The following is a 24,426-nucleotide window of genomic DNA, read 5'->3' as shown; positions in this document are numbered from 1 at the left end:
GCCGTAGCTCAGTTCTTGACGAGGAGACCGCGGCTGCGCAGCACCCACCGCTCCAGCGGGCTGAAGATGAGCAGGTCGATGGCGATGCCGACGATCAGGATCAGGAAGATGGCGAGGAAGACCATCGACATGCTGCTGGTCTCACGGCCCTGCTCCAGCAACTGCCCCAGGCCCACGCCCAGATCGGGCGAGGAGGCGATGATCTCCGCGGCCATCAACGAGCGCCAGGAGAACGCCCAGCCCTGCTTCAGACCGGCCAGATAGCCCGGCAGCGAGGCCGGCAGCACGATGTGCCAGGTGCCCCGGAGCCCGGTGGCGCCCAGCGTCTTGCCGGCCCGCAGGTGCAGCGGCGGGATCTGGTCGACACCGGCGACGAGCCCGTTGGCGATCGACGGGACGGCGCCCAGCAGGATCACCGCGTACATCATCGTGTCGTCCAGGCCCAGCCAGATGACCGCGGGCGGCACCCAGGCCACCGAGGGCAGCGACTGCAGACCCGAGAGCACCGGGCCGATCGCCGCGCGCACCAGCTTCACCCGGGAGACCAGCAGCCCGAGCGGGGTGCCGATGACGAGCGCGAGGAGGAAGCCGAGGAGACCGCGCGAGACGCTGGTCCAGATGTAGCCGAGCAGGGTGCCCTGGGCCCAGGCGTCGGACACCTCGGACCAGACCTGGGACGGCGAGGGCAGCTTGTAGTCGTCGGTGACCTTCGCCCAGATCAGGATCTGCCAGACGATGAGCACCAGCGCGACGGCCACCACCGGGGGCAGCACCTTCTGCGTCAGCACCTGGCGCACCGGGGTCCGGCTGATCCGTACCGCGTCCAGGGCGTCGAGCCCCGCTTCGAGGCCGGCCATGTCCTGGGCGGCGTCCTTCGGGGCGCCCGCCCCGGCGGCGCCGCTCTTGGCGGTGGTCTCAGTGCTGGCCATGTCGGCGGATCTCCCCACGCAGTTGTTCGGTGATCTCGACGGAGAGCTCCGCCACGGCGGTGTCCTCGATGCGGCGCGGCTGCTCGATGTCGACCGTCCACTCCCGGGCGATCCGGCCGGGCCGCGAGGAGAGCAGCACGACCCGCTCGGCGAGCCGGACCGCCTCGCGCACGTTGTGCGTGACGAAGAGGACCGAGACGTTCGTCTCGCGCCAGATCCGGGTCAGCTCGTCGTGCAGCACATCCCGGGTGATGGCGTCGAGCGCGGCGAACGGCTCGTCCATCAGCAGCAGTTGGCTGTCCTGGGCGAGCGCGCGGGCCATCGCCACCCGCTGCCGCATGCCGCCGGAGAGTTCGTGCACCCGCTTGCCGTACGCCCCGCCCAGGCGGACGAGTTCGAGCAGCCGCTCCGCCTCGGTGCGGCGCTCCGACTTCGGTACGCCGCGCAGCCGCAGCGCCAGTTCGATGTTCTTGCCCGCGGTCAGCCACGGGAAGAGCGCGTGCTCCTGGAACATCAGGGCCGGCCGCCCGCCGGGGGTCTCGATGGACCCCGCGGACGGGCGGTCGAGTCCGGCCACCAGATTCAGCAGTGTCGATTTGCCGCACCCGGAGGCTCCCAGGAGGGTGACGAACTCGCCGGGAGCGACATCGAGCGTGATGTCGTCCAGGACGAGCTGCTGCCCCTCCGGTCCGCCGAAGGACTTCGAGACGTGGTCGAGGCGGGCGGCGTGCCCGACCGCCGTGCGGTCCTCGGCCGTGGTGAGCGTGGTCGTGGCCATGGTCGTCACCTCCTGGGAGATCCTGGAACGGGGCGGGTGCTTACTTGACGGCGAGACCGGCGTCGGCGACGGCGGGCTTGCCCGCGGCCTTGAGGACCTTGTTCAGCGGTCGCAGGTCGTAGATGCCCTTCAGATCCGGCTCGTCCAGCAGACCGGCCTTCACCGCGTGCGCGGCCTCGGCGTCGAGCGTGGCGGCCAGCGGGTCGTCGGTGAACGCGATGGACTTCCACGCCGGGTCGATGACGTCGGCCGGCAGCTCCTTGCCGGACAGCGTCTTGAGCGCGCTGTTGGCGGACGCCTTCGCCTTGTCCGGGTTGGCGTTGATCCACGCGTTGGTGTTGACCGAACCGCGCAGCACCGCCTCGACGACGTCCGGGTGCTGGTCGAGGAACTTCTGCGACACGATGATGTTCGTGATCACGAACTTGTCGTCCGGCCAGAGCTTGCGCTCGTCGAGGAGCACCTTCGCGCCCTGCGCGACCAGCTTGGACGCGGTCGGCTCGGGCGCCCACGCACCGTCGATGGAACCGGACTTGTAGGCGTCCGGGGTCACCTTGTTGTCGGTGCGGACCACGGAGACGTCGCCCTTGCCGCTCTGGGCGTCGACCTTCCAGCCCTTCTCCGAGATCCAGTTGAGCAGCGCCACGTCCTGGGTGTTGCCGAGCTGCGGGGTGGCGATCTTCTTGCCCTTGAGGTCGTCCAGGGTCTTGATCTTCTTCGGGTTGACGACCAGCTTCACCCCGCCGGAGGCCGAACCGCCGATGATGCGCAGGCTCTTGCCCTTGGACTTGGTGAAGCCGTTGATGGCGGGGGAGGGGCCGATGAAGCCGATGTCGATCGAGCCGGCGTTGAGCGCCTCTATCTCGGACGGGCCCGCGTTGAACGTCGAGGGCTTGACCTCGGTGGAGCCGAGCTCCTTGGCGATGATGCCTTCCTGGATGCCGACCAGGGCGGTGGCGTGCGTGAGGTTCGGGAAGTACCCGATCTTCACGGTGTCCGCGGAGAGCTTCTTCCCGCCGGCGGAGACGTTTGCCTTCTTGGCGTCGTCGTCCTTCGCGTCGGAGCCGTAACCGCAGGCGGTGAGCGCCACGGCGAGCAGCGGCAGGGCGGCGGCAGCGACGATGCTGCGGCGCAGCGTGGTACGTGGGGCAGACACGGGAGGGATTCCTCTCGGAGGCCCGGCGCTCACGCCCCCGCTAAGGCGGTGGGCGCGGCCGGGCGGTCGGCAGGTCTTCGTCTGAACTGGCTTTGCGGGCGGTGCGGTTGGTGCTGCCGGGCGCGCAGGCAGTGCGCGTACGTCATCGCGCACATCGTGCGACCCCGCCCTGCCCGCTGCCGAGGGCGCCGCTGCCGACGCGGCCGCCCTCCTTCGCGAAGGTCGAGAAGATGTCCCCGCTCATCAGAAGTCCCACTCCGCTTCGTCGTCCGCCGGGGCCGCCGCGCGCACCACGGCGGCGAACGAGGCGCCCGCCATGCCGGCCGACAGGGTGGTGCCGTCCGCCGGGTCGATCAGCAGGAACGAACCGGTGCGGCGCGAGTCGGCGTACGGGTCGAGCGCGAGCGGCTCTGCGGTGCGTACGACGACCCGGCCGATGTCGTTGGCGACGAGCTGTCCGGGCGCCGGGTGCTGGGAGAGGTCGTCCAGGGTGAGGCGGGACGGGATGTCCTTCACTATCGCCTTGACGGTGCGGGTGGTGTGCTTGATCAGCACCCGCTGGCCCACGGTGAGCGGCCGGTCCGCGACGTGGCAGACGGTCGCCTCGACGTCCTGGGTGACGGCCGGGGCGTCGTCAGAGGGTGCGATCAGGTCGCCGCGCGAGACGTCGACGTCATCGGTGAGCCGGATCGTCACCGACTGCGGGGCCCAGGCGATGTCCACGCCGGCGCCGAGCAGATCGATCCCGGCGATCGTCGACGTACGGCCCGAGGGCAGTACGGTGACGGGCTCGCCGACCCGGAACACCCCGGCGGCGATCTGACCCGCGTAGCCCCGGTAGTCGGGGTGCTCGGCCGTCTGCGGGCGGATCACGTACTGGACGGGGAAGCGGGCGTGGCAGCCGGTGAGGTCGTGGCTGACCGGGACCGTCTCCAGGTGCTCCAGGACGGTCGGGCCGCCGTACCAGTCCATGTTCGCGGACGGTTCCACGACGTTGTCGCCGGCCAACGCGGAGATCGGGATCGCGGTGATCTCCGGGACTCCGAGCGAGGCCGCGTAGGCGGTGAACTCCTCGGCGATGGCGGCGAACACCGGCTCCGCGTAGTCGACCAGATCCATCTTGTTCACGGCCAGCACCACGTGCGGGACGCGGAGCAGGGCGGCGACGGCGGCGTGCCGGCGGGTCTGCTCGACGACCCCGTTGCGGGCGTCCACCAGCACCACGGCCAGTTCGGCGGTGGAGGCGCCGGTGACCATGTTGCGGGTGTACTGCACGTGGCCGGGGGTGTCGGCGAGGATGAAGCGGCGTCGGGGTGTGGCGAAGTAGCGGTAGGCGACGTCGATGGTGATGCCCTGTTCGCGCTCCGCGCGCAGTCCGTCGGTGAGCAGGGCGAGGTCGGGTGCTTCCTGGCCGCGTTTGCGGGAGGCGTCCTCGACGGCTTCGAGTTGGTCGGTGAGGACGGACTTGGAGTCGTGGAGCAGTCGTCCCACGAGGGTGGATTTGCCGTCGTCGACGGATCCGGCGGTGGCGAACCGCAGGAGGGTGGTGGTCGAGAGCTGGTCGGCGAGCTGGGTGGGTGTGGTCATGTTAGAAGTACCCCTCGCGCTTGCGGTCTTCCATCGCGGCCTCTGACATTTTGTCGTCGGCGCGGGTGGCGCCCCGTTCGGTGAGGCGGGAGGCGGCGATCTCGGTGATGACGGCGGCCAGTGTGGTGGCGTCGGAGTCGACGGCGCCGGTGCAGGACATGTCGCCGACGGTGCGGTAGCGGACCTGGCGGGTCTCGGTCCGTTCGTGGTCCTTGGGGCCGCCCCAGTCGCCCGCGGTGAGCCACATTCCGGAGCGGCTGAAGACCTCGCGTTCGTGGGCGAAGTAGATCTGCGGGAGTTCGATGCTCTCGCGCTCGATGTACTGCCAGACGTCGAGTTCGGTCCAGTTGGAGATGGGGAAGACGCGTACGTGTTCACCCGCGGCGTGTCGGCCGTTGTAGAGCTGCCACAGTTCGGGGCGCTGGCGGCGGGGGTCCCACTGGGAGAACTCGTCGCGCAGGGAGAACACCCGTTCCTTGGCGCGTGCCTTTTCCTCGTCGCGGCGGCCGCCGCCGAAGACGGCGTCGAAGCGGTGCTGCTGGATGGCTTCGGTCAGGGGCACGGTCTGGAGCGGGTTGCGGGTGCCGTCGGGGCGTTCGCGGAGCTTCCCGGTGTCGATGTACTCCTGGACGGAGGCGACGTGCAGCCGCAGTCCGTGTTCGGCGACCACCCGGTCGCGGTACTCCAGGACCTCGGGGAAGTTGTGTCCGGTGTCCACGTGCAGCAGGGTGAACGGCACCGGCGCGGGCGCGAACGCCTTGAGCGCCAGGTGCAGCATCAGGATCGAGTCCTTGCCACCGGAGAACAGGATCACCGGCCGCTCGAACTCCCCGGCCACCTCCCGGAAGATGTGCACCGCCTCCGACTCCAGGGAGTCCAGATGGCTGAGTGCGTACGGATTGGCGGTGCCTTCCGACACAGTCGCGACGGTCGTCACGCTGCACCCCTCTCGCTCAGCAGCGCGTACAACTCCGCCGCGGACTCCTGCACGGACTGCTGGTGCGACTCGATCCGCAGGTCCGGCGACTCGGGGGCCTCATAGGGGTCGTCCACCCCGGTCAGCCCACTGATCTCGCCCGCCGCCTGCTTGGCGTACAGCCCCTTCACATCGCGCACCGAGCACACCTCGACCGGAGTGGCGACGTGCACCTCCAGATACGCCGTGCCCCCGGCCTGGTGCCGCTTGCGGACCGCCTCCCGGCTGTCCGCATACGGCGCGATGACGGGGACCAGCACCTTCACTCCGTTGGCCGCCAGCAGTCCGGCGACGAAGCCGATCCGCTGGACGTTGGTGTGCCGGTCCTCGCGGGAGAAGCCGAGGCCCGCGGAGAGGAACTCCCGGATCTCGTCGCCGTCGAGCACCTCCACCCGGTGGCCCTCGCCGCGCAGCCGCGCGGCGAGTTCGCGGGCGATGGTGGTCTTGCCCGCGCTCGGCAGACCGGTCAGCCAGATGGTGGCTCCCGTCTCCGTCACGCTCATCGAATTCTCCTGATCAGTCGTCATCAGCCGTGCAGCCCGCACTCGGTCTTGCCGCTCCCGGCCCAGCGGCCGGCGCGTGCGTCCTCGCCCTCCAGCACCCGACGGGTGCAGGGCGCGCAGCCCACAGAGGCGTAACCATCCATCAGCAGCGGGTTGGTGAGCACTCCGTGCTCCGCGACGTACGCGTCCACGTCTTCCTGGGTCCAGCGGGCGATAGGCGAGACCTTGACCTTCTGCCGCTTCTCGTCCCAGCCGACCACCGGGGTGTTCGCCCGGCTGGGGGACTCGTCGCGGCGCAGCCCGGTCGCCCAGGCGGTGTAGGAAGTCAGGCCCTCCTCAAGGGGCTTGACCTTGCGCAGCTTGCAGCAGAGGTCGGGGTCGCGGTCGTGCAGCCTCGGCCCGTACTCGGCGTCCTGCTCGGCGACGGACTGCCGGGGGGTCAGGGTGATGACGTTGACGTCCATCACCGCCTCCACCGCGTCGCGGGTGCCGATCGTCTCGGGGAAGTGGTAGCCGGTGTCGAGGAAGACCACGTCCACGCCCGGCAGGGCCCGGGAGGCGAGGTGCGCCACGACCGCGTCCTCCATCGAGGAGGTGACGCAGAAACGCGGCCCGAAGACGCGGGTCGCCCAGGCGAGGATCTCCGCCGCGGAGGCGTCCTCCAGCTCGCGTCCGGCCCGCTCGGCCAGCTCCCTGAGCTCCCGCGACGTGAGCTTCTCGACTTGCAGCGTGTCCGTCATATCCCGTCCCCTCCAACGTCGTTGCGCGCCAGTCCCCGGGACAGCAGGCCCAGGAACTTCAGTTGGAACGCCCGGTTGCAGGAAGCGCATTCCCAGGCCCCGTGCCCCGTCTCGTGCGGGCGCAGGTCCTCGTCCCCGCAGTAGGGGCAGTGGAACGGTGCGGCGCGCTCGCTCATGACAGCGACTCCGCACTGGCCCGCGCCGCCCAGGTCGCGAAGCGCTCGTCGCCCTCGCGCTCCTTCTGGAAGTTCCCGAGCACCCGCTCGACGTAGTCGGGCAGTTCGTCGGACGTGACCTTCAGGCCGCGGACCTTGCGGCCGAAGCCGGCCTCCAGGCCCAGCGCACCGCCCAGGTGCACCTGGTAGCCCTCCACCTGATTGCCGTCGCCGTCCAGCATGAGCTGGCCCTTGAGCCCGATGTCCGCCGTCTGAATGCGGGCGCAGGCGTTGGGGCAGCCGTTGATGTTGATGGTGAGCGGCTCGTCGAACTCCGGCATGCGGCGCTCCAGTTCGTCGATGAGCGAGGCGCCGCGCGCCTTGGTCTCGACGATCGCCAGCTTGCAGTACTCGATGCCGGTGCAGGCCATCGTGCCCCGGCGGAACGGGGAAGGCTGCACCTGGAAGCCGAGCTCCTCAAGACCGGCCACCAGGGAGTCGACCCGGTCCGGCTCCACGTCGAGGATCAGCATCTTCTGCTCGACGGTGGTGCGCAGCCGGTCGGAGCCGTGCGCGGCGGCCAGATCGGCGATCTTGGTGAGGGTGGGGCCGTCGACCCGGCCGACCCGGGGCGCGAAGCCGACGTAGCGGCGGCCGTCCTGCTGCTCGTGGACGCCCACGTGGTCGCGCCAGCGGCTGCTGGGCTGCTCGGGGGCGGGGCCGTCGAGCAGCGGCCGCTTGAGGTACTCGTCCTCCAGTACCTGGCGGAACTTGACGGGCCCCCAGTCGGCCATCAGGAACTTCAGCCGGGCGCGGGTGCGCAGCCGCCGGTACCCGTAGTCACGGAAGATCCCGACGACTCCGGCCCAGACGTCGGGGACCTCGGCCAACGGCACCCAGGCGCCCAGGCGTTCGGCGAGCCGGGGGTTGGTCGAGAGGCCGCCGCCGACCCAGAGGTCGAAGCCGGGGCCGTGTTCGGGGTGGACGACGCCGACGAAGGCGATGTCGTTGATCTCGTGGACCACGTCCTGCACGGGCGAGCCGGAGATCGCGGTCTTGAACTTGCGCGGCAGGTTGGAGAATTCCTTGCTGCCGATGTAGCGGTCGTGGATCTCGTCGACCGCCGGGGTGCCGTCGATGATCTCGTCGGCGGCGATCCCCGCCACCGGGGAGCCGATGATCACGCGCGGGCAGTCGCCGCAGGCCTCCGTCGTGGACAGGCCGACGGCCTCCAGCTTCTCCCAGATGGCCGGGACGTCCTCGATACGGATCCAGTGCAGCTGGATGTTCTGCCGGTCGGTGACGTCGGCGGTGCCCCGCGCGTACTTCTCCGAGACCTCACCGATCGCCCGCAGTTGCGCCGCCGTCAGCCGGCCGCCGTCGATGCGGACCCGGAGCATGAAGTACCGGTCGTCCAGCTCCTCCGGCTCCAGGACCGCGGTCTTGCCGCCGTCGATCCCGGGCTTGCGCTGCGTGTACAGGCCCCACCAGCGCATCCGTCCACGAAGGTCGTTCGGGTCGATCGAGTCGAATCCGCGCTTGGCGTAGATCGTCTCAATGCGTGTCCGTACGTTGAGACTGTCGTCGTCCTTCTTGAACTGCTCATTGCCGTTGAGGGGGGTGTAGTGCCCCAGGGCCCACTGGCCTTCGCCGCGGTGGCGTCCTGCCTTGCGGCGAGGTGCGGCGGGCGCAGGCTGTTCCGGGGTAGCGGCCATGACGGTACGTCCTTCTGGACTGCGGGAGGGCGGCTCTGAACTGCACACTCGCGTCTGGGCGCGGCGGTGCGCAGGGTTTGCAGAGGAAAGGGATCGCGGCGGTGCTGGAAACTCTCAGCTCGCCGGACAGATGGCGCTGGACATGCGGCCGAGGTCGACGTGGCGTCGACTCACCAAGGCAATTCCAGTTCCAGACATGACGGAAGCGTGTCACGCGAATCTCGGAGCAGTCCACCACTATCCATGATGTGGACGAGACTGTCCCGTCAGGTGAGACGCTGTGGCGCCCGTCACTGAGTCGACGGGCGCCGGGCCACCCGGATAACCGGACAACCACCCGCATTTCCCCGGGTGTCGGGTTACGGAAGCAGCTCCCGGCCGGAACCCGGCCACGGGCCCGGATTCGCGACCTCGGGCTCGGTCTCGGTCCTGGTGTCGAAGAGCCGGAAGCCCCGGCGCAGGTAGTTGTCCATGGCGTGCGGACCGTCCTTGGAGCAGGTGTGCAGCCAGACCCGCTTCGTCGCCGGCCGCTCCTGCCACCGCTCCGCCAGGTCCCAGGCGCGGGCCACCCCGTACGAGAGCAGATGGCCGCCGATCCGGCGTCCCCGGAACGCCGGGATGAGACCGAAGTACATGATCTCGACCACGCCGTCCTCCTGCGGGTCCAGTTCGATGTAGCCGGCCGGCGTGCCGTCCGCGTAGGCCACCCACGTCTCCGCGCCGGGCCGGTCCAGCGCCTCCTGCCACTGCGCGTACGTCATCGACAGCCGGTCCGTCCACCGGATGTCACCGCCGACCGCCGTATAGAGGAAGCGGCTGAACTCGGGCAGCGGTATCCCGGACCGGACGATCCGGACGTCCCCTTCCGGTGCGGCGGAGGGCCGCAGATCATCGGGGGAGGTCTGCTCCAGCGACCAGACGGTCACCTCTGTGGTCACCTCTGCGGTTACCTCGGGGGTCACCTCTGCGGTCGGTTCTGCGGGGGGCTCGGGGTTGCTCATGGCTGCCAGAAAACCATGCCCGCGTGGACCGGCCCAAGCCGGTCCCGGCAGTCGGACGGCCACCACCTGCGCGAACACCGTTCAGCGCGCGTCGCGCACCGCGGTCACCACCGGGGCGTTCGAGCGCGGCAGCAGATCGCCCGGGTGCTCCGGGTGGATCACCTCCACCTCGACCCCGTCACCGAAGCGGTACGGGCGGTGCGCCAGCACCTCCGCGAGATGGCGCCGCAGCCGGGAGACCTCGGCCCGCACCGTCACCGTCCTGGTCGGATCACCGAAGATGTCCTGCGCCAGCTCGGAGGCGGTACGCCCCTCCCGGTGCAGCGCCAGCGCGAACAGCAGCTCGGCGTGGCGCGGGGACAGCCGCTGCGTCCAGGTGCCCACCGGGCTCACCACGTTCACCGCGAGGCCGCGCGGCCGGCTCAGGTCGAGCACGACCCGGCGCGGCGGGCTGTCCATCGCGCCGTCCGCCACCTGCACCAGCCAGCCCCCCGGCAGCGGCTCGACCCGGCACATCCCGAGCGAGGGCAGCCACACCCGGCCCGGCCGCAGGGACTTCGGCAGCGGCAGCCGGTCCACCGGCGGCATCCCGGTGACCGCCGCCAGCCAGCCGTGGCCGTCCACCGCCAGCGCCCGGCCGCCCAGCCGGCACAGCATCGGCGCCGCCACCGAGCGCAGCCGGTCGATGGACTCCAGATGCCGGGTCCTGATTTCGCTCTCCGCCAGCCGGGCCACCGAGCCCACCAGGGCGAGCGTCGTCGGATGGAAGGTCGAGGCGGGGCCGCTGATGTCGACGATCCCCATCAGCCGGCCGTCCCTCGGATCGCGCACCGGGGCCGCCGCGCACGTCCACCCGTGCAGACTGCGCACGAAGTGCTCCGCGGAGTGGACCTGCACCGGGGCGCGCGCGGCGATCGCCGTGCCGATCGCGTTGGTGCCGGTGCTCTCCTCCGACCAGGCGGCGCCCTCCGCCAGACAGATGTCGTCGGCCCGGCGCAGCACCCCCGTATTGCCCTGGCGCCACAGCACCCGGCCCTCCACATCGGTGACCACCATGATCTGCTGCGAGGCGTCCGCGATGGCCGTCAGGGCGTCACCGAGCAAGGGCATCACCTCGCCCAGCGTGGAGCTCCTGCGCCGGTGCTCGATCTCGTCCGGCTCCAGCAGGACGCTGTGGGTGGACTTCTCCGGATCGACCCCGCTGCGCAGCACCCGGTTCCACGAGTCGCCGATCTCGGCCCTCGGAGCGAGCGGCATGCGGTCACCGGCCAGCCGCGCCTCGCGGGCACGGTTGATCAGACGCGCGGCCCGGTCCGACTCCCGGACCGCCAGCCGCATCACATCGACAGGACTTGCCTCCATGCCGGATCCCCCCTGGAGCCTCTTGATACCCGTGTCAAGGACGCGGGGCCCCATCCTGCCGCTGCCGGGGACCCGATGCCGCAACTCCACACAATGGTTGCAACCCTCTGCAACTCTGGCGACGCTCCCCGGTCCGTACAAGAGTGGCGGTACACCGGACGGCGCGGCCCCGGCCTCGCAGCCCGGTGTGTACAGCATGGGGGGTGGTGCCGTGTCGGCGCAGCACCACCTCCCGTTGCTGTCCCCGCGCGCCCGCAGGACGGATGTCAGCCCTCCACGGGCCGCGCCCGTTCCACGACCGACGCCAGATCCAGGGTGTGCGGCAGCGTCCCGAACGCCGAACCCCAGTCCCCGCCCAGCCGCGAGGCGCAGAACGCGTCGGCGACCTCCGGCGGCGCCCAGCGCACCAGCAGCGAGCCCTGCAGCACCAGGGCCATCCGCTCGACCAGCCGCCTGCCCCGCGCCTCGATCCCGGCCAGATCCGCCAGCTCGGTCAGCAGATCCCTGATCGCCCGGTCCAGCCGGTGATCGGCGCCGCGCGCCAGGCCGACCTCCGAGAGGAACGCGTTGAGCGCCAGCGGCTCGCGCTGCATCGCCCGCAGCACATCCAGCGCCTGTACGTTCCCCGAGCCCTCCCAGATCGAGTTGAGCGGCGCCTCACGCAGCAGCCGCGGCATGCCCGACTCCTCCACGTAGCCGTTGCCGCCCAGGCATTCGAGTGCCTCGCCCACCATCGGCGTGCACCGCTTCGTCACCCAGTACTTGGCCGTCGGCACCGCGATCCGCAGGAACGCCGCCTCGCTCTGCGTCCCCGCGTCGTACGCGGCGGCCAGCCGCATCGCCAGCACCGTCGCCGCCTCCGACTCCAGCGCCAGATCGGCCAGCACATTGCGCATCAGCGGCTTGTCCACCAGCACCCCGCCGAACGCGCTCCGGTAGGTGGCGTGGTGCACCGCCTGCGCCACGGCCTGCCGCATCAGCGCGGCGGAGCCGGTCACACAGTCCAGCCGGGTCGCCGCCACCATCTCGATGATCGTGCGCACCCCGCGCCCCTCCTCACCGATCCGGCGGGCCCACGTACCGTCGAACTCGACCTCGGCGGAGGCATTGGAGCGGTTGCCCAGCTTGTCCTTGAGCCGCTGGATCGCGAAGGCGTTGCGGGTGCCGTCCGGCAGCACCCTGGGCAGCAGGAAGCACGTCAGTCCGCCGGGCGCCTGCGCCAGGACCAGGAACCCGTCGGACATCGGCGCCGAGCAGAACCACTTGTGCCCGGTGAGCAGGTACTCACCCTCGGCGGACAGCGGCTCGGCACGCGTCGTGTTCGACCGGACGTCCGTGCCGCCCTGCTTCTCCGTCATGCCCATCCCGAGGAGCACCCCGGCCTTCTCCCCGGCCGGCCGCAGCCCCTCCTCGTACACGTGCGAGGTCAGCAGCGGCTCCCAGACGGCGGCCGCCGCCGGATCGGTGCGCAGCGCGGGCACCGCCGCGTGCGTCATCGAGAGCGGGCAGCCGTGGCCCGCCTCCGCCTGCGTCCAGACCAGGAAACCGGCCGCCCGGCGCACATGCCCGCCCGGCCGGTCCCAGGCGTCGGTCAGTCCCGCGGAGACCGCGTGACCGAGCAGCCGGTGCCAGGCCGGATGGAACTCCACCTCGTCGACGCGGTTCCCGTACCGGTCATGGGTACGCAGCCGGGGCGGGTTCTCGTTGGCCTGCTCACCCCACCGCCGCGCCTGCGCGGAACCGGCGGACAGGCCGAGCCGGACCAGTTCGGCCCGCGCCTCGTCGAGCACCTCCGGCGCGAGGTGCCGGTCCACGGCCTCGGTGAGCGCGAGGTCCGCGGAGAAGACGTCGTAGCCGAGCAGGGGAGGGGGCTGGTTGGACACTGTGTGGGTGGTGGCTGCCATGCCGATACGGTATGGACGTGCAGGCAGCAAATGAAACACCCGAGCGGCCACCGGGCCGGCTCCACCGGGCGCGAGTCCTCTACCGCAACGTCTCCAAGCGGCAGATGGCCTGGCAATTGCTCAAGGACACCGTCAACTCGTGCATGGAGTACCGCATTCTGGGACTCGCGGCCGAGGCGGCGTTCTTCACCCTGCTCTCCCTGCCGCCGCTGCTGCTGGGACTGATCGGCCTGCTCGGCTACGTCGACGAGTGGACCAGCACCACCACGGTCGCCTCCATCGAGAACAACATCCTCAGCGCGGCGCAGACCATGCTCTCCCAGCGGGGCGTCAACGACTTCGCCAAACCGCTCCTGGCCGACGTCACCACCGGGGCCCGGCCCGACGTCATCTCGATCGGTTTCGCGATCGCGCTCTGGTCCGGCTCCCGCGCGGTGAACGTCTTCATCGACACCATCACCGTGATGTACGGGCTCGACGGCCAGCGCGGCATCGTGAAGACCCGGATGCTCTCCTTCCTGCTGTACGTGGTGGCGCTGCTGCTCGGCGCGATCGTGCTGCCGCTCCTGGTGGTCGGCCCGGACCGGGTCGTGGAGTACATCCCCTGGGGCACCGAGCTGATAAGCGTCATGTACTGGCCCCTGGTCATATTGCTGTCCATCGCCTTCCTGACGACCCTCTACCACGTGTCCGTCCCCGTCCGCTCGCCCTGGATCGAGGACACCCCCGGCGCGCTGATGGCGCTCGCGATCTGGGTGCTGGGCAGCTTCCTGCTGCGGATCTACCTCACGAGTACGGTCGAGGGCCCGACGATCTACGGATCGCTCGCCGCGCCGATCGCCGTACTGCTGTGGATCGGCGTCTCCGCGTTCGCGGTGCTGGTGGGCGCCGCCGTCAACGCGGCCATCGACCGGGTGTGGCCCTCGGTCGCGACGGCCGCGGCACGTGCGGCCAACGACCGGGTGCGCGCGGTCCAGGCGGCGGAGTTCGTGGCCCGCACCCAGGCGGGGAGCTGGGACGAGGATGTGGACGACGAGTACGGGGACGAGGGCGACAGCCCCTACATGCCGTCCGAGTTCCCGGAGCGGTGGTCCCGGTTCCTGCCGCCCGACGACGTGAAGTCCAGGCTCCAGCCGAACCGCGAGAAGGAGCCGGACAAGCCGTACCAGCCCGGCGAATGAGGGCGGCCGTCAGTCGGCTGCGGGGGCCGGCTGAGGCGGCGGGGTGGAACCCGGTGACCACGACAGCTTGACCGTCAGATGACCCTCCACCGCGCTCTTCGCGATCACGGCCCCGGCCTCGGTGGTGATCTTCACACCGAACTCGATCTCCACCCCGTCCGGCTTCAGCGTGCCGTCCCGGAACACCGCGAGCGCCGATTCGGCCGCCGCCCGGATCCCCTGGAGCGCGTGGTCGAAGGTGCGCCCCGAGCGGGCCAGGGCGTTGCCGTCGTCCCGGGCGACCAGCTGCGCCCCCGGAGCGTGCCGGTCGACCTCGACCGTCACCGTCGCGCCGCTGTCGGTGGTGAATTCCATCAGTGCCGCCATGACCGCCCCCGCGATGCCGATCGAGTCCGTTTTCCGTGCGCCGGTCCTTCGACGAGACTAGTGGCATGGGCGACCGGTACGAAGAGCGCGCGTCGAGACTCGACGGCGCGAAGGTGTGGACGCTGACCGTCCCACCGGGCTCGGCCCACCCGGTGCTGCCCGACGGCTGCATGGACCTGCTCTGGATCGGCGGCAGGCTGCTCGTCGCGGGCCCGGACACCCGTGCCGAACCCGCCTCCGTGAGAGACGGGGGCAGCTTCGCGGGCATCCGCTTCGCCCCCGGCACGGCTCCCGCGCTGCTCGGCGTACCGGCGCACGAACTGCGCGACCGCCGGATCGAGCTGGCCGGGCTGTGGCCGGACGCGCGGGTCCGCGAGCTCACCGAGCGGGTCGCGCAGGCCGAGGAGCCGGCCGCCGCCCTGGAGGAGATCGCCCTGCGCAGGGCGGCCGCCACCGCGCCCCCCGACCCGGTGATGACGTACGTCGCCGCGCGGCTGGACGCCGGCCGGTCCGTCGCGGACACCGCACGGGCGGCCGGTCTCGGCGCACGCCAGCTGCACCGCCGCTCCCTGGCGGCCTTCGGATACGGCCCCAAGACACTCGCCCGGGTGCTGCGGCTCCAGCGCGCGCTGGCGCTCGTACGGTCCGGAACGCCGTACGCCGACGCCGCGCTCGCGGCGGGCTGCGCCGACCAGGCGCACCTCGCCCGTGAGGTGCGTGAACTGGCCGGCACCACCCTGACCGGATACCTCGCGGCTTCCAGGGAGGTATCCGGCTAGGAGGCGGCGGCGAACAGTGACACCGCGCAGCCGTCCGGGTCGAGGACGACGGCGTACCGCTGCCCCCACACGGCGTCCCACGGCTCCAGATGGCCCCGGTATCCGGCGCCCGTCAGCTCCGCGAAGACGGCGTCGACCTCCGCCGGGCTGTCGCAGAGGAAGGCGAGACCGAGCCGTTCACCGCCCTTCGGCCCCGACCACTCGGGGTCGAAGGAGCGGACGACGTCCTCGGTGTCCCACAGCAGGCGCTGTCCGCCCGGGAGCGTCACTTCGACATGGGGTGCGGATTCCGCGTCGGCGGGGATGTCGAGGCCGAGCCGGCGGTAGAAGGCGAGTGATGCGGGCAGATCTGCGGTGGTGATGCCGATCGCGTCGAGTCGTGGAGTCATGGTCCGACCGTAGGCCGGTGACCGACCGTGGTCTTGGACGAATCGGTCATGCCTCCGCCCATCTGCGGCGATGTCCGGCCCGTGCCATAGGTTCTTCAGCGGAGGCCGGGTCACGGGGCCGGGACATGAGGGGCGAGGGAATGACACGGGGACGGTTTGCCACCCAGGTACCCCTGGTGGTGGCCTGCGTGCTGATGGCCTGGCAGGTGTGGATGCTGTTCCACGTCGTCTCGGCCGAGAGCACGCACGTGGTGTGGAGCTGTGACGAGGAATCGTGCGGGACCAACGACCTCGCGGGCGGGGCGCCTTTCATGGGTCTCGCGGTCGTAGCGGCGCTGGCGCTGATGTCCCGGCGCTATCTGTACCGGGCCGCGCCCGGCGCCGCCCTCGCGCTCGCCGCCGCCGGATTCGGAGCGGGCTGGCAGACGGCCGTGGACACCGGGGACCTCCGGGCGGACGAGTCCGCCGGATGGCTGGTGGGCCGGCTCACCGTCGCGGACTGGATCACCGTCTCCTGGACAGCCGCCGCCGTCTTCGCACTCGCGGCCGGGTGGGGCGCCGTCAGCAGCCTGCGCCGGACCGGCGGGCTGCACCGGCTGCGCCTCGCCGGCCGGCTGGCCACGGCCGACGCCGAACTGGACGGCTGGAGCCGGGTGGGGCGCGGGCGGGGCCGGGTCCTGGTCCGCTTCCAGGACGCCGACGGGGGGCGCCACGAGTTCCCCGCTGTCGTCGGCCGGTACGCGCTCGGGCGCCGGGCGGTCGCGCTGTACGACGCGCGGAACCCGGGCTCCGCGGCGGACTGCCGGGTCTCGATACCGCGGAAGGGCCTGCTGTGAACCCGCGTACCGCACTGCTGGGCGTGCTGACCGGGGGAGCGGTGACCGCCCTGGTCCAGGGGGCCGTCGACGGCCCCCGCTGGCTGCTGCTCATCGGGCTGAACGCCACGGTGACCGCCCTGGTCCTGGTCGACCTGGTCAGCAGGGTCTCCCGGGCGGGCATCGCGCCGGGCCCGCGCGCGGGCCGCCCCCGCTCGTTCGCGCCCGCGGTGGTGCACGGCGTCCGGGCGTTCAACAGGGCGACCGGGCGGGCATCGGGCGACCCGGCCTCGCCGGAGACGGCGTTCGAGTTCGACATCACCGTGATGCCCGAGGACGGGAAGCCGTTCCGGGTGAGGCTGCGCCATCCGCTGGACGTGCAGGACGCCCGTGGCAGACGGTCGATGGTCGTCGAGTACGACCCGGGTGAGCCGTGGCGGGTGAGCGTTCCCACGCATCCGCCCACGGAGTGGGTGCGGCGGGCCCGGCAGCTGGATCCGGCGGGGCCGCCGGGCCCCCGACTTGAGCCCCGCCGCCCCGGAGCGTGGGTGCCGGCCATCGGCGCGGTGACCGCCGTGGTGCTGCTGGGGCTGATCCGGCTGACGGGGTGAGCCGGGGAGCCGGTGCGACGGATCGCCACCCCGGCCACCCCGCCGCACCGCACGCCCCCGCCGCACCGCCCCGTCACACCGGTCGGAGCGCGTCCTCCGCCGCCGCGAGGCACTGTTCCGGGGAGGTGCCCGGGTCCGTCAGGGCCAGGCCCAGCGCGGCGCGTTCGGTGACCCAGCGGGTCGGGCGGTGGCGCGGGTCGCCGGTCGTCGCGTACAGGGCCCGGTGCAGCTCCAGCATCCGGGCCGCGCCGATCCGGTCGCCCCAGGCCAGCGGCCCGACCGGGTAGCCGAGACCGGTCGTGACGGCCGGATCGATATCGGCCGGGGCCGCCAGCGCGCGCTCCGCGATGGACGCCGAGACCGACACGATGGAGGCGAGCAGCCGCTGCGCGACCGTGCCCGCCGTGTCCCGCACGACGGAGACCGCGAACGGCTCGCCGCCGTCCGCCGCCCGTGCCAGCACCGCGCGGGCGTCCCGCGCGGCGGCCGGTTCCGCGGCGGGCGTCACCGCGAGTACCCGGCGGCGCCCGGTGGCGGGCAGCGGGTCCACACCGAAGGTGCGTCCGGCGGGCAGCCGGTGCGCGGCGACCGCGGCGGCGACCGTGGTGCCCCAGACCGGGACCAGCACCAGCGCCCCGGCCGAAGGCCGCGGCCCCCGCTCGACGGTGGCGCCCGCGGCGGTCAGCGCCTCGCGCAGCGCGGCGGCGTCCCGGTCCTCGTGCCCGGCGGTCAAGACGTGCACCGGGCGGTCCGCGTCGCCGGAGACCGGCGCCTCCGCGGCCGGGGCGGGCGCCTCGGAGCCGTACGCGAACCAGCCCCTGCCGGTCTTGCGGCCGAGCAGCCCGGCGGTCACCCGGTTCGGGGTCAGGACGGAGGGGCGGAGCCGGTCCTCGTGCCGGAAGCCCTCCCAGATCGAGTCGATGACGGCGGCGGTCACATCGAGCCCGGTGAGGTCCATCAGCTCGAACGGGCCCATCCGCAGGCCGAGTACGTCCCGGGCGATCCGGTCGATGCCCGCCGGGTCGCTGACGTTCTCCTCCAACAGCGCGAGCGCCTCCGTGACGAGCCCGCGCCCGGCGTGGTTGATGAGGAAGCCGGGGGTGTCGGCGACCGTGACCGCGCGGTGGCCGCAGCTCTCCACGAGCTCCGTGAGCAGCGGCGGGATGCCGGGCCGGGTGGCCGCGCCGGGCACGACCTCGACGATCCGCATCAGCGGCACCGGGTTGAAGAAGTGCAGCCCGGCCAGGCGCGTCGGGTCCTTCAGCGTGGCGGCGATCCGGGTCACGGACAGCGAGGAGGTGTTGGTCGCGAAGACGGCGGAGCCCGGCAGCGCCCGCTCCAGCCGGCCGAAGACCTCCGCCTTGGTGGCGAGGTCCTCCCGCACGGCCTCGATGACCAGCTCGACCTCCGGGCCCGCCGCCCACGGATCATCCAGCGGGACGAGACGTGCCACGGCGGCCGCCGCGTCGTCGGCGGTCGTCCGGCCCTTCCGCACGGCCCGCTCCAGCATGGAGCGGACGAAGCCGGCCGCCTCGGTCACCGCTTCCGTCCGTACGTCGCACAGCTCGACGGTGTGTCCGGCCACGGCTGCCCACTGGGCGATGCCGCGGCCCATGGCTCCGGCTCCGACGATCCTGATACGCATGGCAGTTACGGTCCTCTCGGGGTGGGGACAGGCGGTTCGATCCGGTGGCTCCCGCAGACCTTCGTGGGGCCCGCGGGTGCGTCGCCCCACCGTGTCAGCGGCCATTGATCGGTGTCCAATACCGAATTAAGGTCGGATCGGGACGACTTATGGATCAATGGGAGCTGAAGCAAGGGGCGGACATGGAACTGCGCCATCCCTCCGCGTCCCGCTCACCGGTCCGCCCATCGGCCGTCAGGCGGCCCCGGCCCGGCGGGCCGACAACCCGACCGCCGCCCTGAGCGCGTTACTCGCCGTCGCGCGGGACGCCCTGCCTGCACCGTCCCCGTGACCGTCCGCCCCCCTCCCACCTCCCCGAAAGGCCCCGCCGTGCCCGCCAGAGACGATGTCGTGATCTGTGAACCGCTGCGCACCCCCATCGGCCGCTTCGGCGGAGCGCTCGCGGGGCAGACACCGGCGTCACTCGCCGCGCTCGTCATCGCCGAGGTGGTCGCCCGCACCGGAATCGACCCGGACCGGGTCGACGAGGTGATCCTCGGGAGCGCCTACCCGTCCGCCGACGCCCCAGCCATCGGCCGGGTCGCCGCGCTCGACGCCGGGCTGCCGCAGTCCGTCACCGGCACCCAGATCGACCGCCGTTGTGGCTCCGGGCTCCAGGCCGTCCTCGACGCCGCGATGCAGATCGGGGCCGGCTTCAGCGAGGTGGTGATCGCGGGCGGCGTCGACGTGATGAGCGCGGCCCCCTACTACACGCACGACGGCCGCTGGGGCATCAAGGGTCCCGGCCTCCAGCTCCACGACTCGCTCGCCCAGGGCCGGGTCACCGCGGGCGGCGTCAACCACCCGGTGCCCGGCGGCATGATCGAGACCGCGGAGAACCTCCGCCGCGAGTACGGCATCAGCCGCGCGGACCAGGACGCCCTGGCCCTGCGCTCGCAGCAGCGGGCGGGCCGGGCCGTCTCCGAGGGCCGGTACGAGGCGGAGACGGTCGCCGTGACCGTACGCACCCGCAAGGGCGACACGGTCGTCACCGCCGACGAGCACCCGCGCCCCGACACCACCGCGGAGCAACTCGCGGGGCTCCGCCCGATCATGGGCAGGTCCGACCCCGCGGCCACCGTCACCGCCGGAAACGCCAGCGGCCAGAACGACGCGGCCGCCGCCTGCCTGGTGACCAGCGCCGCCACCGCCGAACGGCTCGGCCTCACCCCGCTCGTCCGGCTGGTCTCCTTCGCCCGCGCCGGGGTACCGGCGGCCACCATGGGCATCGGCCCCGTCCCCGCCACCCGCACGGCGCTGGCCCGCGCCGGGCTCACCCTCGCCGACCTCGACCTGATCGAGCTCAACGAGGCCTTCGCCGCCCAGGTGCTGGCGTGCACCCGCGAACTGGGGCTCGGCGAGAAGGACCACGAGGAGCGGATCAACGTGAACGGCTCCGGCATCTCACTCGGCCACCCGGTCGGCGCCACCGGAGCCCGCATCCTCGCCACCCTCACCAGGGAACTGCACCGCCGCGAGGGCCGGTACGGCCTGGAGACCATGTGCATCGGCGGCGGACAGGGCCTGGCGGCGGTCTTCGAGCGCATCGCGGCCTGACCCAAGCCGTATGCCGGACAGCCCTCAGGGGCCTGTCCGCACGTGCTTCCGGGGCGACGGTGCCGCCAGGTGGTCCGGTGCCGAGTCCGGGTCCGTCAGCCGGTTCAGCCGGGCCGGTACGTCGAAGCCGACCAGCAGCACCACGATCACCGTGCCCGCGAACGTCAGCACCGCCAGTGCCTGCCCCAGGTCCATGCCGGAGGCGAGATGCGCGCCCAGGACCGGGGCGACGGCTCCGCCGAGGGCGCCCACGTTGTAGGTGAAGCCGAGGGCGGCGCCCCGGCTCGCCGTCGGGAAGTGGCCGCCGATGTAGCGGGGCAGGAGTCCGGAGATGCCGAAGCTCGTCGCCTGGAGGAGGAAGAGGAGCGCGCCGAGCAGCAGCAGGTTGTTGTGCACGGCGAACACCGGGTAGACGAAGGCGAGCGAGGCCAGCAGGGTCAGCGCGTACGCCTTCTTCGTCCCGATGCGGTCGCCCAGGAAGCCCGCCGCCCAGCAGCCCGCCATGGTGCCGAAGCCCGCGAAGTACAGGACGTCGGTGACCTGGTCCGTGGTGTAGCCCAGCTCGGTCTTCAGATACGTCGGCAGCAGTGCCTGGATCGGCCACGAGTACAGGAACGCGAAGAACAGCGTGACGATCATCGACAGGTAGAGCACCCAGCTCCGCCGCCCGCCCAGTTGGACGGCGAACGCGGCGAGCGAGAGACCGGCGATCACCGAGAGTACGGGCACCATGCCGGCGCCGCCGGGTGTGAAGACGAGGAACAGCGAGACCGTGGCGACGACGACCAGCACCGTGTTGGCGGCCGACCGGGCGCGGGTGGCGAACAGCGGCGCGAACGGATTGGGCCTGGCGCCCTGCTCCGCGACGGACTCCGTCCACTCCTCCGCCTCCGGCAGCGAGCGCCGCATCCACAGCGCGATGGCGATCGGGATGAGACCCAGGTAGAACATCCAGCGCCAGCCGAGCGAGGGGACCACCCAGTTGTAGACCTGGGCGGCGAGCACGGAGCCGACCGAGAAGCCGGAGATCAGGAAGCCGCTGGCCCGGCTGCGCATTCCGGCGGGCCAGCTCTCCATGACGTACGTGGAGCTGGCGCTGTACTCACCGGCCATGCCCATGCCGATCGCCAGCCGGGCGGCGAACAGGCTGTGGTAGTTCCAGGCGAACCCGCAGGCGAACGTCCCCACCGAGTACAGCAGGATGCTCAGCACCATGGAGAGCTTGCGGCCGTACCGGTCGCCGATCGCGCCGAGGACCGCCCCGCCCAGCCAGCGGGTGATGAACGCGCCGGAGATCAGGCTGGCCGCCTGCACCGTGCTCAGGCCGAACTCGTCGCTGATCTCCGTCAGCACGAGGGTGATCAGCACGAAGTCGAAGCCGTCCAGGACGTAGCCGATCCAGGCGGCGAGGAACGACTTCCACTGGGTGCGGCTGACCTGGCGGTACCAGGGGAGCGTGGGGGGTGATGTGGTCTGCACGGTGACTCCAGGATGCGGGACGGCGCTCTCCTTCGAACAGCCGCCCCGCGTGGTGGGGGAGGGGCCCGGCCCTAGGGCTGGGCGATGCCTGCGACGAAACGGGCGGTCAGGGCCGTGGGGGCGGTGATGGCGGTGCCGACGACGACGCTGTGCGCCCCGAGCCGCAGGGCCTCGGCCGCCTCCTCCGGGGTGTTGATACGGCCTTCGGCGACGACCGGGACATCGATCGCGGCGGACAGCGCGGCCACCAGATCGAGATCGGGGCCGGTCTGCTTCGGGGTGCCGGGCACGTAGCCGGAGAGCGTCGTGGAGACGAAGTCGGCCCCCTGCGCGGCGGCCGCGACGCCCTCCTCGAAGGTGGAGACGTCGGCCATCACCAGCGCGCCGGCCGCGTGGACCGCCCCCACGACGTCCGCGAACGCCGAGCCGTCGGGGCGCGGCCGGTCGGTGGCGTCCGCCGCGACGACGGCCGCGCCCGCCTCGGCCACCGCCAGGGCGTGCCGCACGGTCGGCGTGATGTACACCCCGATGTCGCCGTCCTTCCAGAGGCCGATGACCGGCAGGTCGACGGCCTCCACGATCGCGGCGACGACCGCCGGCTCGTTGGCCCGGATCGCCGCGCCGCCACCGGCGACGGCCGACAGCGCCAGGCGCACCAGGGTGCCGGTCTCCCGCATCGGGTCGCCGGGCGGGGCCTGGCAGGACACGATCAGCCTGCCCCGGAGGGCGGCGGCGAGGTCCCGCGCGGCCAGGTTCTGAGCGGTCATCGGTGGGCTCCCGGGTGGTGGAGGGGAAGTGTGGTGGTCAGGGCGGCCGCTCCGAGCACGGCCGCGTCGTGGCCCAGGAGCGGCGCCCGGGGGACGAGCCCGCGCAGCGGTTCCATCAGCTCCGAGACGAACGCGGCGCGCAGGGCGTCCCCGTACAGCGGGCCGATCCCCGGGACGCCGCCGCCGACGACGACCCGGTCGGGGCCGAAGGCGTTGGCGAGTCCGCCGAGCACCTGGCCCGCGGCGGCCGCGCCCGTGGTGATGGCGGACACGGCGGCCGGTTCGCCCCGCGCGGCCCGTACGGCGACGGTCTCCAGCCGGTCCACCGGGGCGCCGGTCAGCCGCTCGTAATGGGCGGCGATACCGGGCCCGGAGGCGATGACCTCCAGATGGCCGGTGGACCCGCAGGTGCAGGGCAGTCCGGCCGCCGCCGGGCTGGGCAGATGGCCGAGGTGCCCGGCGATGCCGGACGCCCCGTGCAGCATCCGCCCGTCGACGGCGATCGCGCCGCCGACCCCGGTGCCGATGGCGGCGAAGAGCAGCGAACCGCGGTCCTGCCGCTCCGCGTTCAGCGCGGCGAGCTCCGGACCGGCCGTGGCGCGTACGTCGTTGTCGCAGGCCACCGCGTACCCGGTACGGTCCGCGAGCCCGGCGCCCAGCGCGGTGCCGGCCCAGCCGTGGATGGAGTCGGTGGCGCTGGTCACCATGCCGGTGCGGGGATCCACCACCCCGGCCGCCGCGATGCCGAGGAGCGCGGCGGCCCGGCCGGGATCGACCTCGGCCACCGCGGCCGCGAGCGCGTCGAGCACCGCCGCCGCACCGGCACGGGCCGGGGTGGGGCGGCTGTGCCGGGCCAGGACCGTGCCGTCGGCGCCGAGGAGCGCGGCGGCGATCTTCGTACCGCCGAGGTCGAGGCCGACGACGGGCCGGCCGTCCGGCGCTGTCCGCGCGGCCCGTGACGTGGATGTCCCCGGTGCTGTCACGGTCATCGGACCGGCGGCAGACCGGCGGCGCGCAGCAGTCCGGAGACCAGCGCGACGGATTCGGCGGACAGCTGGATCTGCGGGAACGCGGTGTCGCCGCAGTCGATGACGCCCAGCAGCTGGAGCGCCGACTTGAACGAGCCGAGCGCGGAGGAGCTGCGGCCCATGTCCGCCTCCGGTCCGGCGTCCACCATGGCGAACAGCGCGACGAGCCGCTCCTGCTCCTCGGCGGCCAGCGTCCAGTTCCCGGCCCGCGCGGCCTCGTAGAGCCGTACGTAGCCGGCCGGGTCCACATTGCCGATGCCGGGGACGACCCCGTCGGCGCCGGCCAGCAGCGCCGCGTCCACGGTCAGTTCGGAACCGGTGAGGATGCTGAAGCCGGGCACCGGCCCCCGCGCGCGGCCCTCGCGGCCACCGAGTTCGACGATGAGCCGGCGCAGCCCGCCCTCGTCGCCGCTGCTGTCCTTGAGCCCGGCCAGGGTGCCGTCCTCGGCGAGCTCGCGGACCAGCGCGGCGGACAGCTTGCTGTGCACGGCGACCGGGATGTCGTACGCGAAGAGCGGCAGGTCCACCTCGGCGCGCAGCCGGCGGAAGTGCGCGGCGATCTCCTTGGCGTGGGTGCGGGTGTAGAACGGCGCGGTCGCGACCAGGGCGTCCGCGCCGAGCCGGGCGGCGGACCTGGCGTGCTCGACGACCCGGGCCGTGGTGGTGTCGATCACCCCGGCCAGCACCGGGACCCGCCCGTCGGTCACGTTGACCACGGTCTCCAGGACCGTGCCGCGCTGCTCGTCGGTCAGGTAGGCGACCTCGCTGGTGGAGCCGAGCGCGAAGAGTCCGTGCACGCCCCCGCCGATGAGGTGCTCGACGAGCCGGGCCAGGGACGCGGTGTCGACCTCCCCGCGGGGATCGAGCGGGGTGCAGACCGGCGGCACTACGCCGAGCAGGGGTGCGGTCAGAGACATGGTGGAGGCTCCAGCTGATCGGGATACCGATCCGAGGCCTGTCGGGC

General features: G+C 72.3%; 25 protein-coding genes. 5 read left to right on the top strand and 20 right to left on the bottom strand.

Features of this window, described 5'->3' with window-relative positions:
- Window positions 1-8: 8 nt before the first annotated feature.
- From ACFVQ0_RS06090 to ACFVQ0_RS06030, 13 genes are all read right to left on the bottom strand, one after another.
- Entirely contained in the window at window positions 9-929 is a 921-nt protein-coding gene (locus tag ACFVQ0_RS06090; RefSeq protein ID WP_390084993.1) for an ABC transporter permease, read from the bottom strand.
- Window positions 916-1,707, bottom strand: a complete 792-nt coding sequence (locus tag ACFVQ0_RS06085) for an ABC transporter ATP-binding protein (RefSeq protein WP_390084991.1) — start codon at window positions 1,705-1,707, stop codon at window positions 916-918. The genes ACFVQ0_RS06090 and ACFVQ0_RS06085 overlap by 14 nt, the downstream gene beginning before the upstream one ends.
- A 40-nt stretch (window positions 1,708-1,747) precedes the next feature.
- Window positions 1,748-2,863, bottom strand: a complete 1,116-nt coding sequence (locus ACFVQ0_RS06080; RefSeq protein WP_390084989.1) for an aliphatic sulfonate ABC transporter substrate-binding protein — start codon at window positions 2,861-2,863, stop codon at window positions 1,748-1,750.
- Between the two features lie 243 nt (window positions 2,864-3,106).
- Window positions 3,107-4,450, bottom strand: a complete 1,344-nt coding sequence (locus tag ACFVQ0_RS06075; RefSeq protein WP_390084988.1) for a sulfate adenylyltransferase subunit 1 — start codon at window positions 4,448-4,450, stop codon at window positions 3,107-3,109.
- Between the two features lies 1 nt (window position 4,451).
- On the bottom strand, window positions 4,452-5,387 hold the full coding sequence (gene cysD / locus ACFVQ0_RS06070; RefSeq protein WP_390084986.1) for a sulfate adenylyltransferase subunit CysD: 936 nt from the start codon (window positions 5,385-5,387) through the stop codon (window positions 4,452-4,454).
- Entirely contained in the window at window positions 5,384-5,929 is a 546-nt protein-coding gene (gene cysC / locus ACFVQ0_RS06065; protein ID WP_390084984.1) for an adenylyl-sulfate kinase, read from the bottom strand. Before cysC ends, cysD begins: the two co-directional genes overlap by 4 nt.
- Before the next feature lie 23 nt (window positions 5,930-5,952).
- Complete coding sequence (locus ACFVQ0_RS06060) at window positions 5,953-6,669, bottom strand: phosphoadenylyl-sulfate reductase (protein WP_390084982.1); 717 nt, start codon at window positions 6,667-6,669, stop codon at window positions 5,953-5,955.
- Window positions 6,666-6,845, bottom strand: a complete 180-nt coding sequence (locus ACFVQ0_RS06055; protein ID WP_311302488.1) for a hypothetical protein — start codon at window positions 6,843-6,845, stop codon at window positions 6,666-6,668. The genes ACFVQ0_RS06060 and ACFVQ0_RS06055 overlap by 4 nt, the downstream gene beginning before the upstream one ends.
- Entirely contained in the window at window positions 6,842-8,539 is a 1,698-nt protein-coding gene (locus ACFVQ0_RS06050; RefSeq protein WP_390084980.1) for a nitrite/sulfite reductase, read from the bottom strand. Before ACFVQ0_RS06050 ends, ACFVQ0_RS06055 begins: the two co-directional genes overlap by 4 nt.
- Before the next feature lie 114 nt (window positions 8,540-8,653).
- Entirely contained in the window at window positions 8,654-8,737 is an 84-nt protein-coding gene (locus ACFVQ0_RS06045; protein WP_309486338.1) for a putative leader peptide, read from the bottom strand.
- 161 nt (window positions 8,738-8,898) lie between these two features.
- Entirely contained in the window at window positions 8,899-9,540 is a 642-nt protein-coding gene (locus tag ACFVQ0_RS06040) for a GNAT family N-acetyltransferase (protein ID WP_390084978.1), read from the bottom strand.
- An 81-nt stretch (window positions 9,541-9,621) separates the two neighbouring features.
- Window positions 9,622-10,902, bottom strand: a complete 1,281-nt coding sequence (locus tag ACFVQ0_RS06035) for a GAF domain-containing protein (protein WP_390084977.1) — start codon at window positions 10,900-10,902, stop codon at window positions 9,622-9,624.
- Window positions 10,903-11,168: 266 nt separating this feature from the next.
- Window positions 11,169-12,806 (bottom strand): acyl-CoA dehydrogenase family protein, encoded by a 1,638-nt coding sequence (locus ACFVQ0_RS06030; protein ID WP_390084975.1) that lies wholly within the window; start codon window positions 12,804-12,806, stop codon window positions 11,169-11,171.
- A gap of 17 nt (window positions 12,807-12,823) precedes the next feature.
- Here ACFVQ0_RS06030 and ACFVQ0_RS06025 point away from each other — a divergent pair, with 17 nt between their 5' ends.
- Window positions 12,824-13,987 (top strand): YihY/virulence factor BrkB family protein, encoded by a 1,164-nt coding sequence (locus ACFVQ0_RS06025; protein WP_390084974.1) that lies wholly within the window; start codon window positions 12,824-12,826, stop codon window positions 13,985-13,987.
- Between the two features lie 9 nt (window positions 13,988-13,996).
- Here the strand turns inward: ACFVQ0_RS06025 and ACFVQ0_RS06020 are convergent, their stop codons facing one another.
- Window positions 13,997-14,353: a CU044_2847 family protein gene (locus tag ACFVQ0_RS06020; RefSeq protein ID WP_390084972.1), complete on the bottom strand. Its 357-nt coding sequence runs from the start codon at window positions 14,351-14,353 to the stop codon at window positions 13,997-13,999.
- A gap of 65 nt (window positions 14,354-14,418) precedes the next feature.
- Here ACFVQ0_RS06020 and ACFVQ0_RS06015 point away from each other — a divergent pair, with 65 nt between their 5' ends.
- Window positions 14,419-15,132 (top strand): DUF6597 domain-containing transcriptional factor, encoded by a 714-nt coding sequence (locus ACFVQ0_RS06015; protein WP_390084970.1) that lies wholly within the window; start codon window positions 14,419-14,421, stop codon window positions 15,130-15,132.
- Here ACFVQ0_RS06015 and ACFVQ0_RS06010 read toward each other — a convergent pair.
- Complete coding sequence (locus ACFVQ0_RS06010; RefSeq protein ID WP_390084969.1) at window positions 15,129-15,521, bottom strand: VOC family protein; 393 nt, start codon at window positions 15,519-15,521, stop codon at window positions 15,129-15,131. The genes ACFVQ0_RS06015 and ACFVQ0_RS06010 overlap by 4 nt on opposite strands.
- A gap of 140 nt (window positions 15,522-15,661) precedes the next feature.
- On the opposite strand from ACFVQ0_RS06010, the gene ACFVQ0_RS06005 reads away from it, so the two are divergent.
- Both ACFVQ0_RS06005 and ACFVQ0_RS06000 read left to right on the top strand, forming a co-directional pair.
- Window positions 15,662-16,357 (top strand): hypothetical protein, encoded by a 696-nt coding sequence (locus ACFVQ0_RS06005; protein WP_390084967.1) that lies wholly within the window; start codon window positions 15,662-15,664, stop codon window positions 16,355-16,357.
- Window positions 16,354-16,947 (top strand): hypothetical protein, encoded by a 594-nt coding sequence (locus ACFVQ0_RS06000; protein ID WP_390084965.1) that lies wholly within the window; start codon window positions 16,354-16,356, stop codon window positions 16,945-16,947. The genes ACFVQ0_RS06005 and ACFVQ0_RS06000 overlap by 4 nt, the downstream gene beginning before the upstream one ends.
- A 73-nt stretch (window positions 16,948-17,020) precedes the next feature.
- Here ACFVQ0_RS06000 and ACFVQ0_RS05995 read toward each other — a convergent pair whose 3' ends face one another.
- Window positions 17,021-18,592 carry a 3-hydroxyacyl-CoA dehydrogenase gene (locus tag ACFVQ0_RS05995; RefSeq protein ID WP_390084963.1) on the bottom strand — a complete coding sequence of 524 codons (1,572 nt, stop codon included), beginning with the start codon at window positions 18,590-18,592 and terminating at the stop codon, window positions 17,021-17,023.
- Window positions 18,593-18,961: 369 nt separating this feature from the next.
- Here ACFVQ0_RS05995 and ACFVQ0_RS05990 point away from each other — a divergent pair, with 369 nt between their 5' ends.
- Window positions 18,962-20,188 carry an acetyl-CoA C-acetyltransferase gene (locus ACFVQ0_RS05990; protein WP_390084961.1) on the top strand — a complete coding sequence of 409 codons (1,227 nt, stop codon included), beginning with the start codon at window positions 18,962-18,964 and terminating at the stop codon, window positions 20,186-20,188.
- A 24-nt stretch (window positions 20,189-20,212) separates the two neighbouring features.
- On the opposite strand, the gene ACFVQ0_RS05985 is transcribed toward ACFVQ0_RS05990, so the two are convergent.
- From ACFVQ0_RS05985 to ACFVQ0_RS05970, 4 genes are all read right to left on the bottom strand, one after another.
- Complete coding sequence (locus ACFVQ0_RS05985) at window positions 20,213-21,667, bottom strand: sialate:H+ symport family MFS transporter (protein WP_390084959.1); 1,455 nt, start codon at window positions 21,665-21,667, stop codon at window positions 20,213-20,215.
- Between the two features lie 71 nt (window positions 21,668-21,738).
- On the bottom strand, window positions 21,739-22,419 hold the full coding sequence (locus tag ACFVQ0_RS05980; protein ID WP_390085414.1) for an N-acetylmannosamine-6-phosphate 2-epimerase: 681 nt from the start codon (window positions 22,417-22,419) through the stop codon (window positions 21,739-21,741).
- Between the two features lie 11 nt (window positions 22,420-22,430).
- Window positions 22,431-23,423 (bottom strand): ROK family protein, encoded by a 993-nt coding sequence (locus tag ACFVQ0_RS05975; RefSeq protein WP_390084957.1) that lies wholly within the window; start codon window positions 23,421-23,423, stop codon window positions 22,431-22,433.
- Window positions 23,420-24,379 carry a dihydrodipicolinate synthase family protein gene (locus tag ACFVQ0_RS05970; protein WP_390084955.1) on the bottom strand — a complete coding sequence of 320 codons (960 nt, stop codon included), beginning with the start codon at window positions 24,377-24,379 and terminating at the stop codon, window positions 23,420-23,422. The genes ACFVQ0_RS05975 and ACFVQ0_RS05970 overlap by 4 nt, the downstream gene beginning before the upstream one ends.
- Window positions 24,380-24,426: the final 47 nt, after the last annotated feature.

The sequence above is a fragment of the Streptomyces sp. NPDC057900 genome (genome assembly GCF_042887885.1).
Taxonomy (GTDB): Bacteria; Actinomycetota; Actinomycetes; order Streptomycetales; family Streptomycetaceae; genus Streptomyces.
Note: the sequence above shows the minus strand (reverse complement) of the source record. Positions and strands in the feature narration are given on the sequence as shown.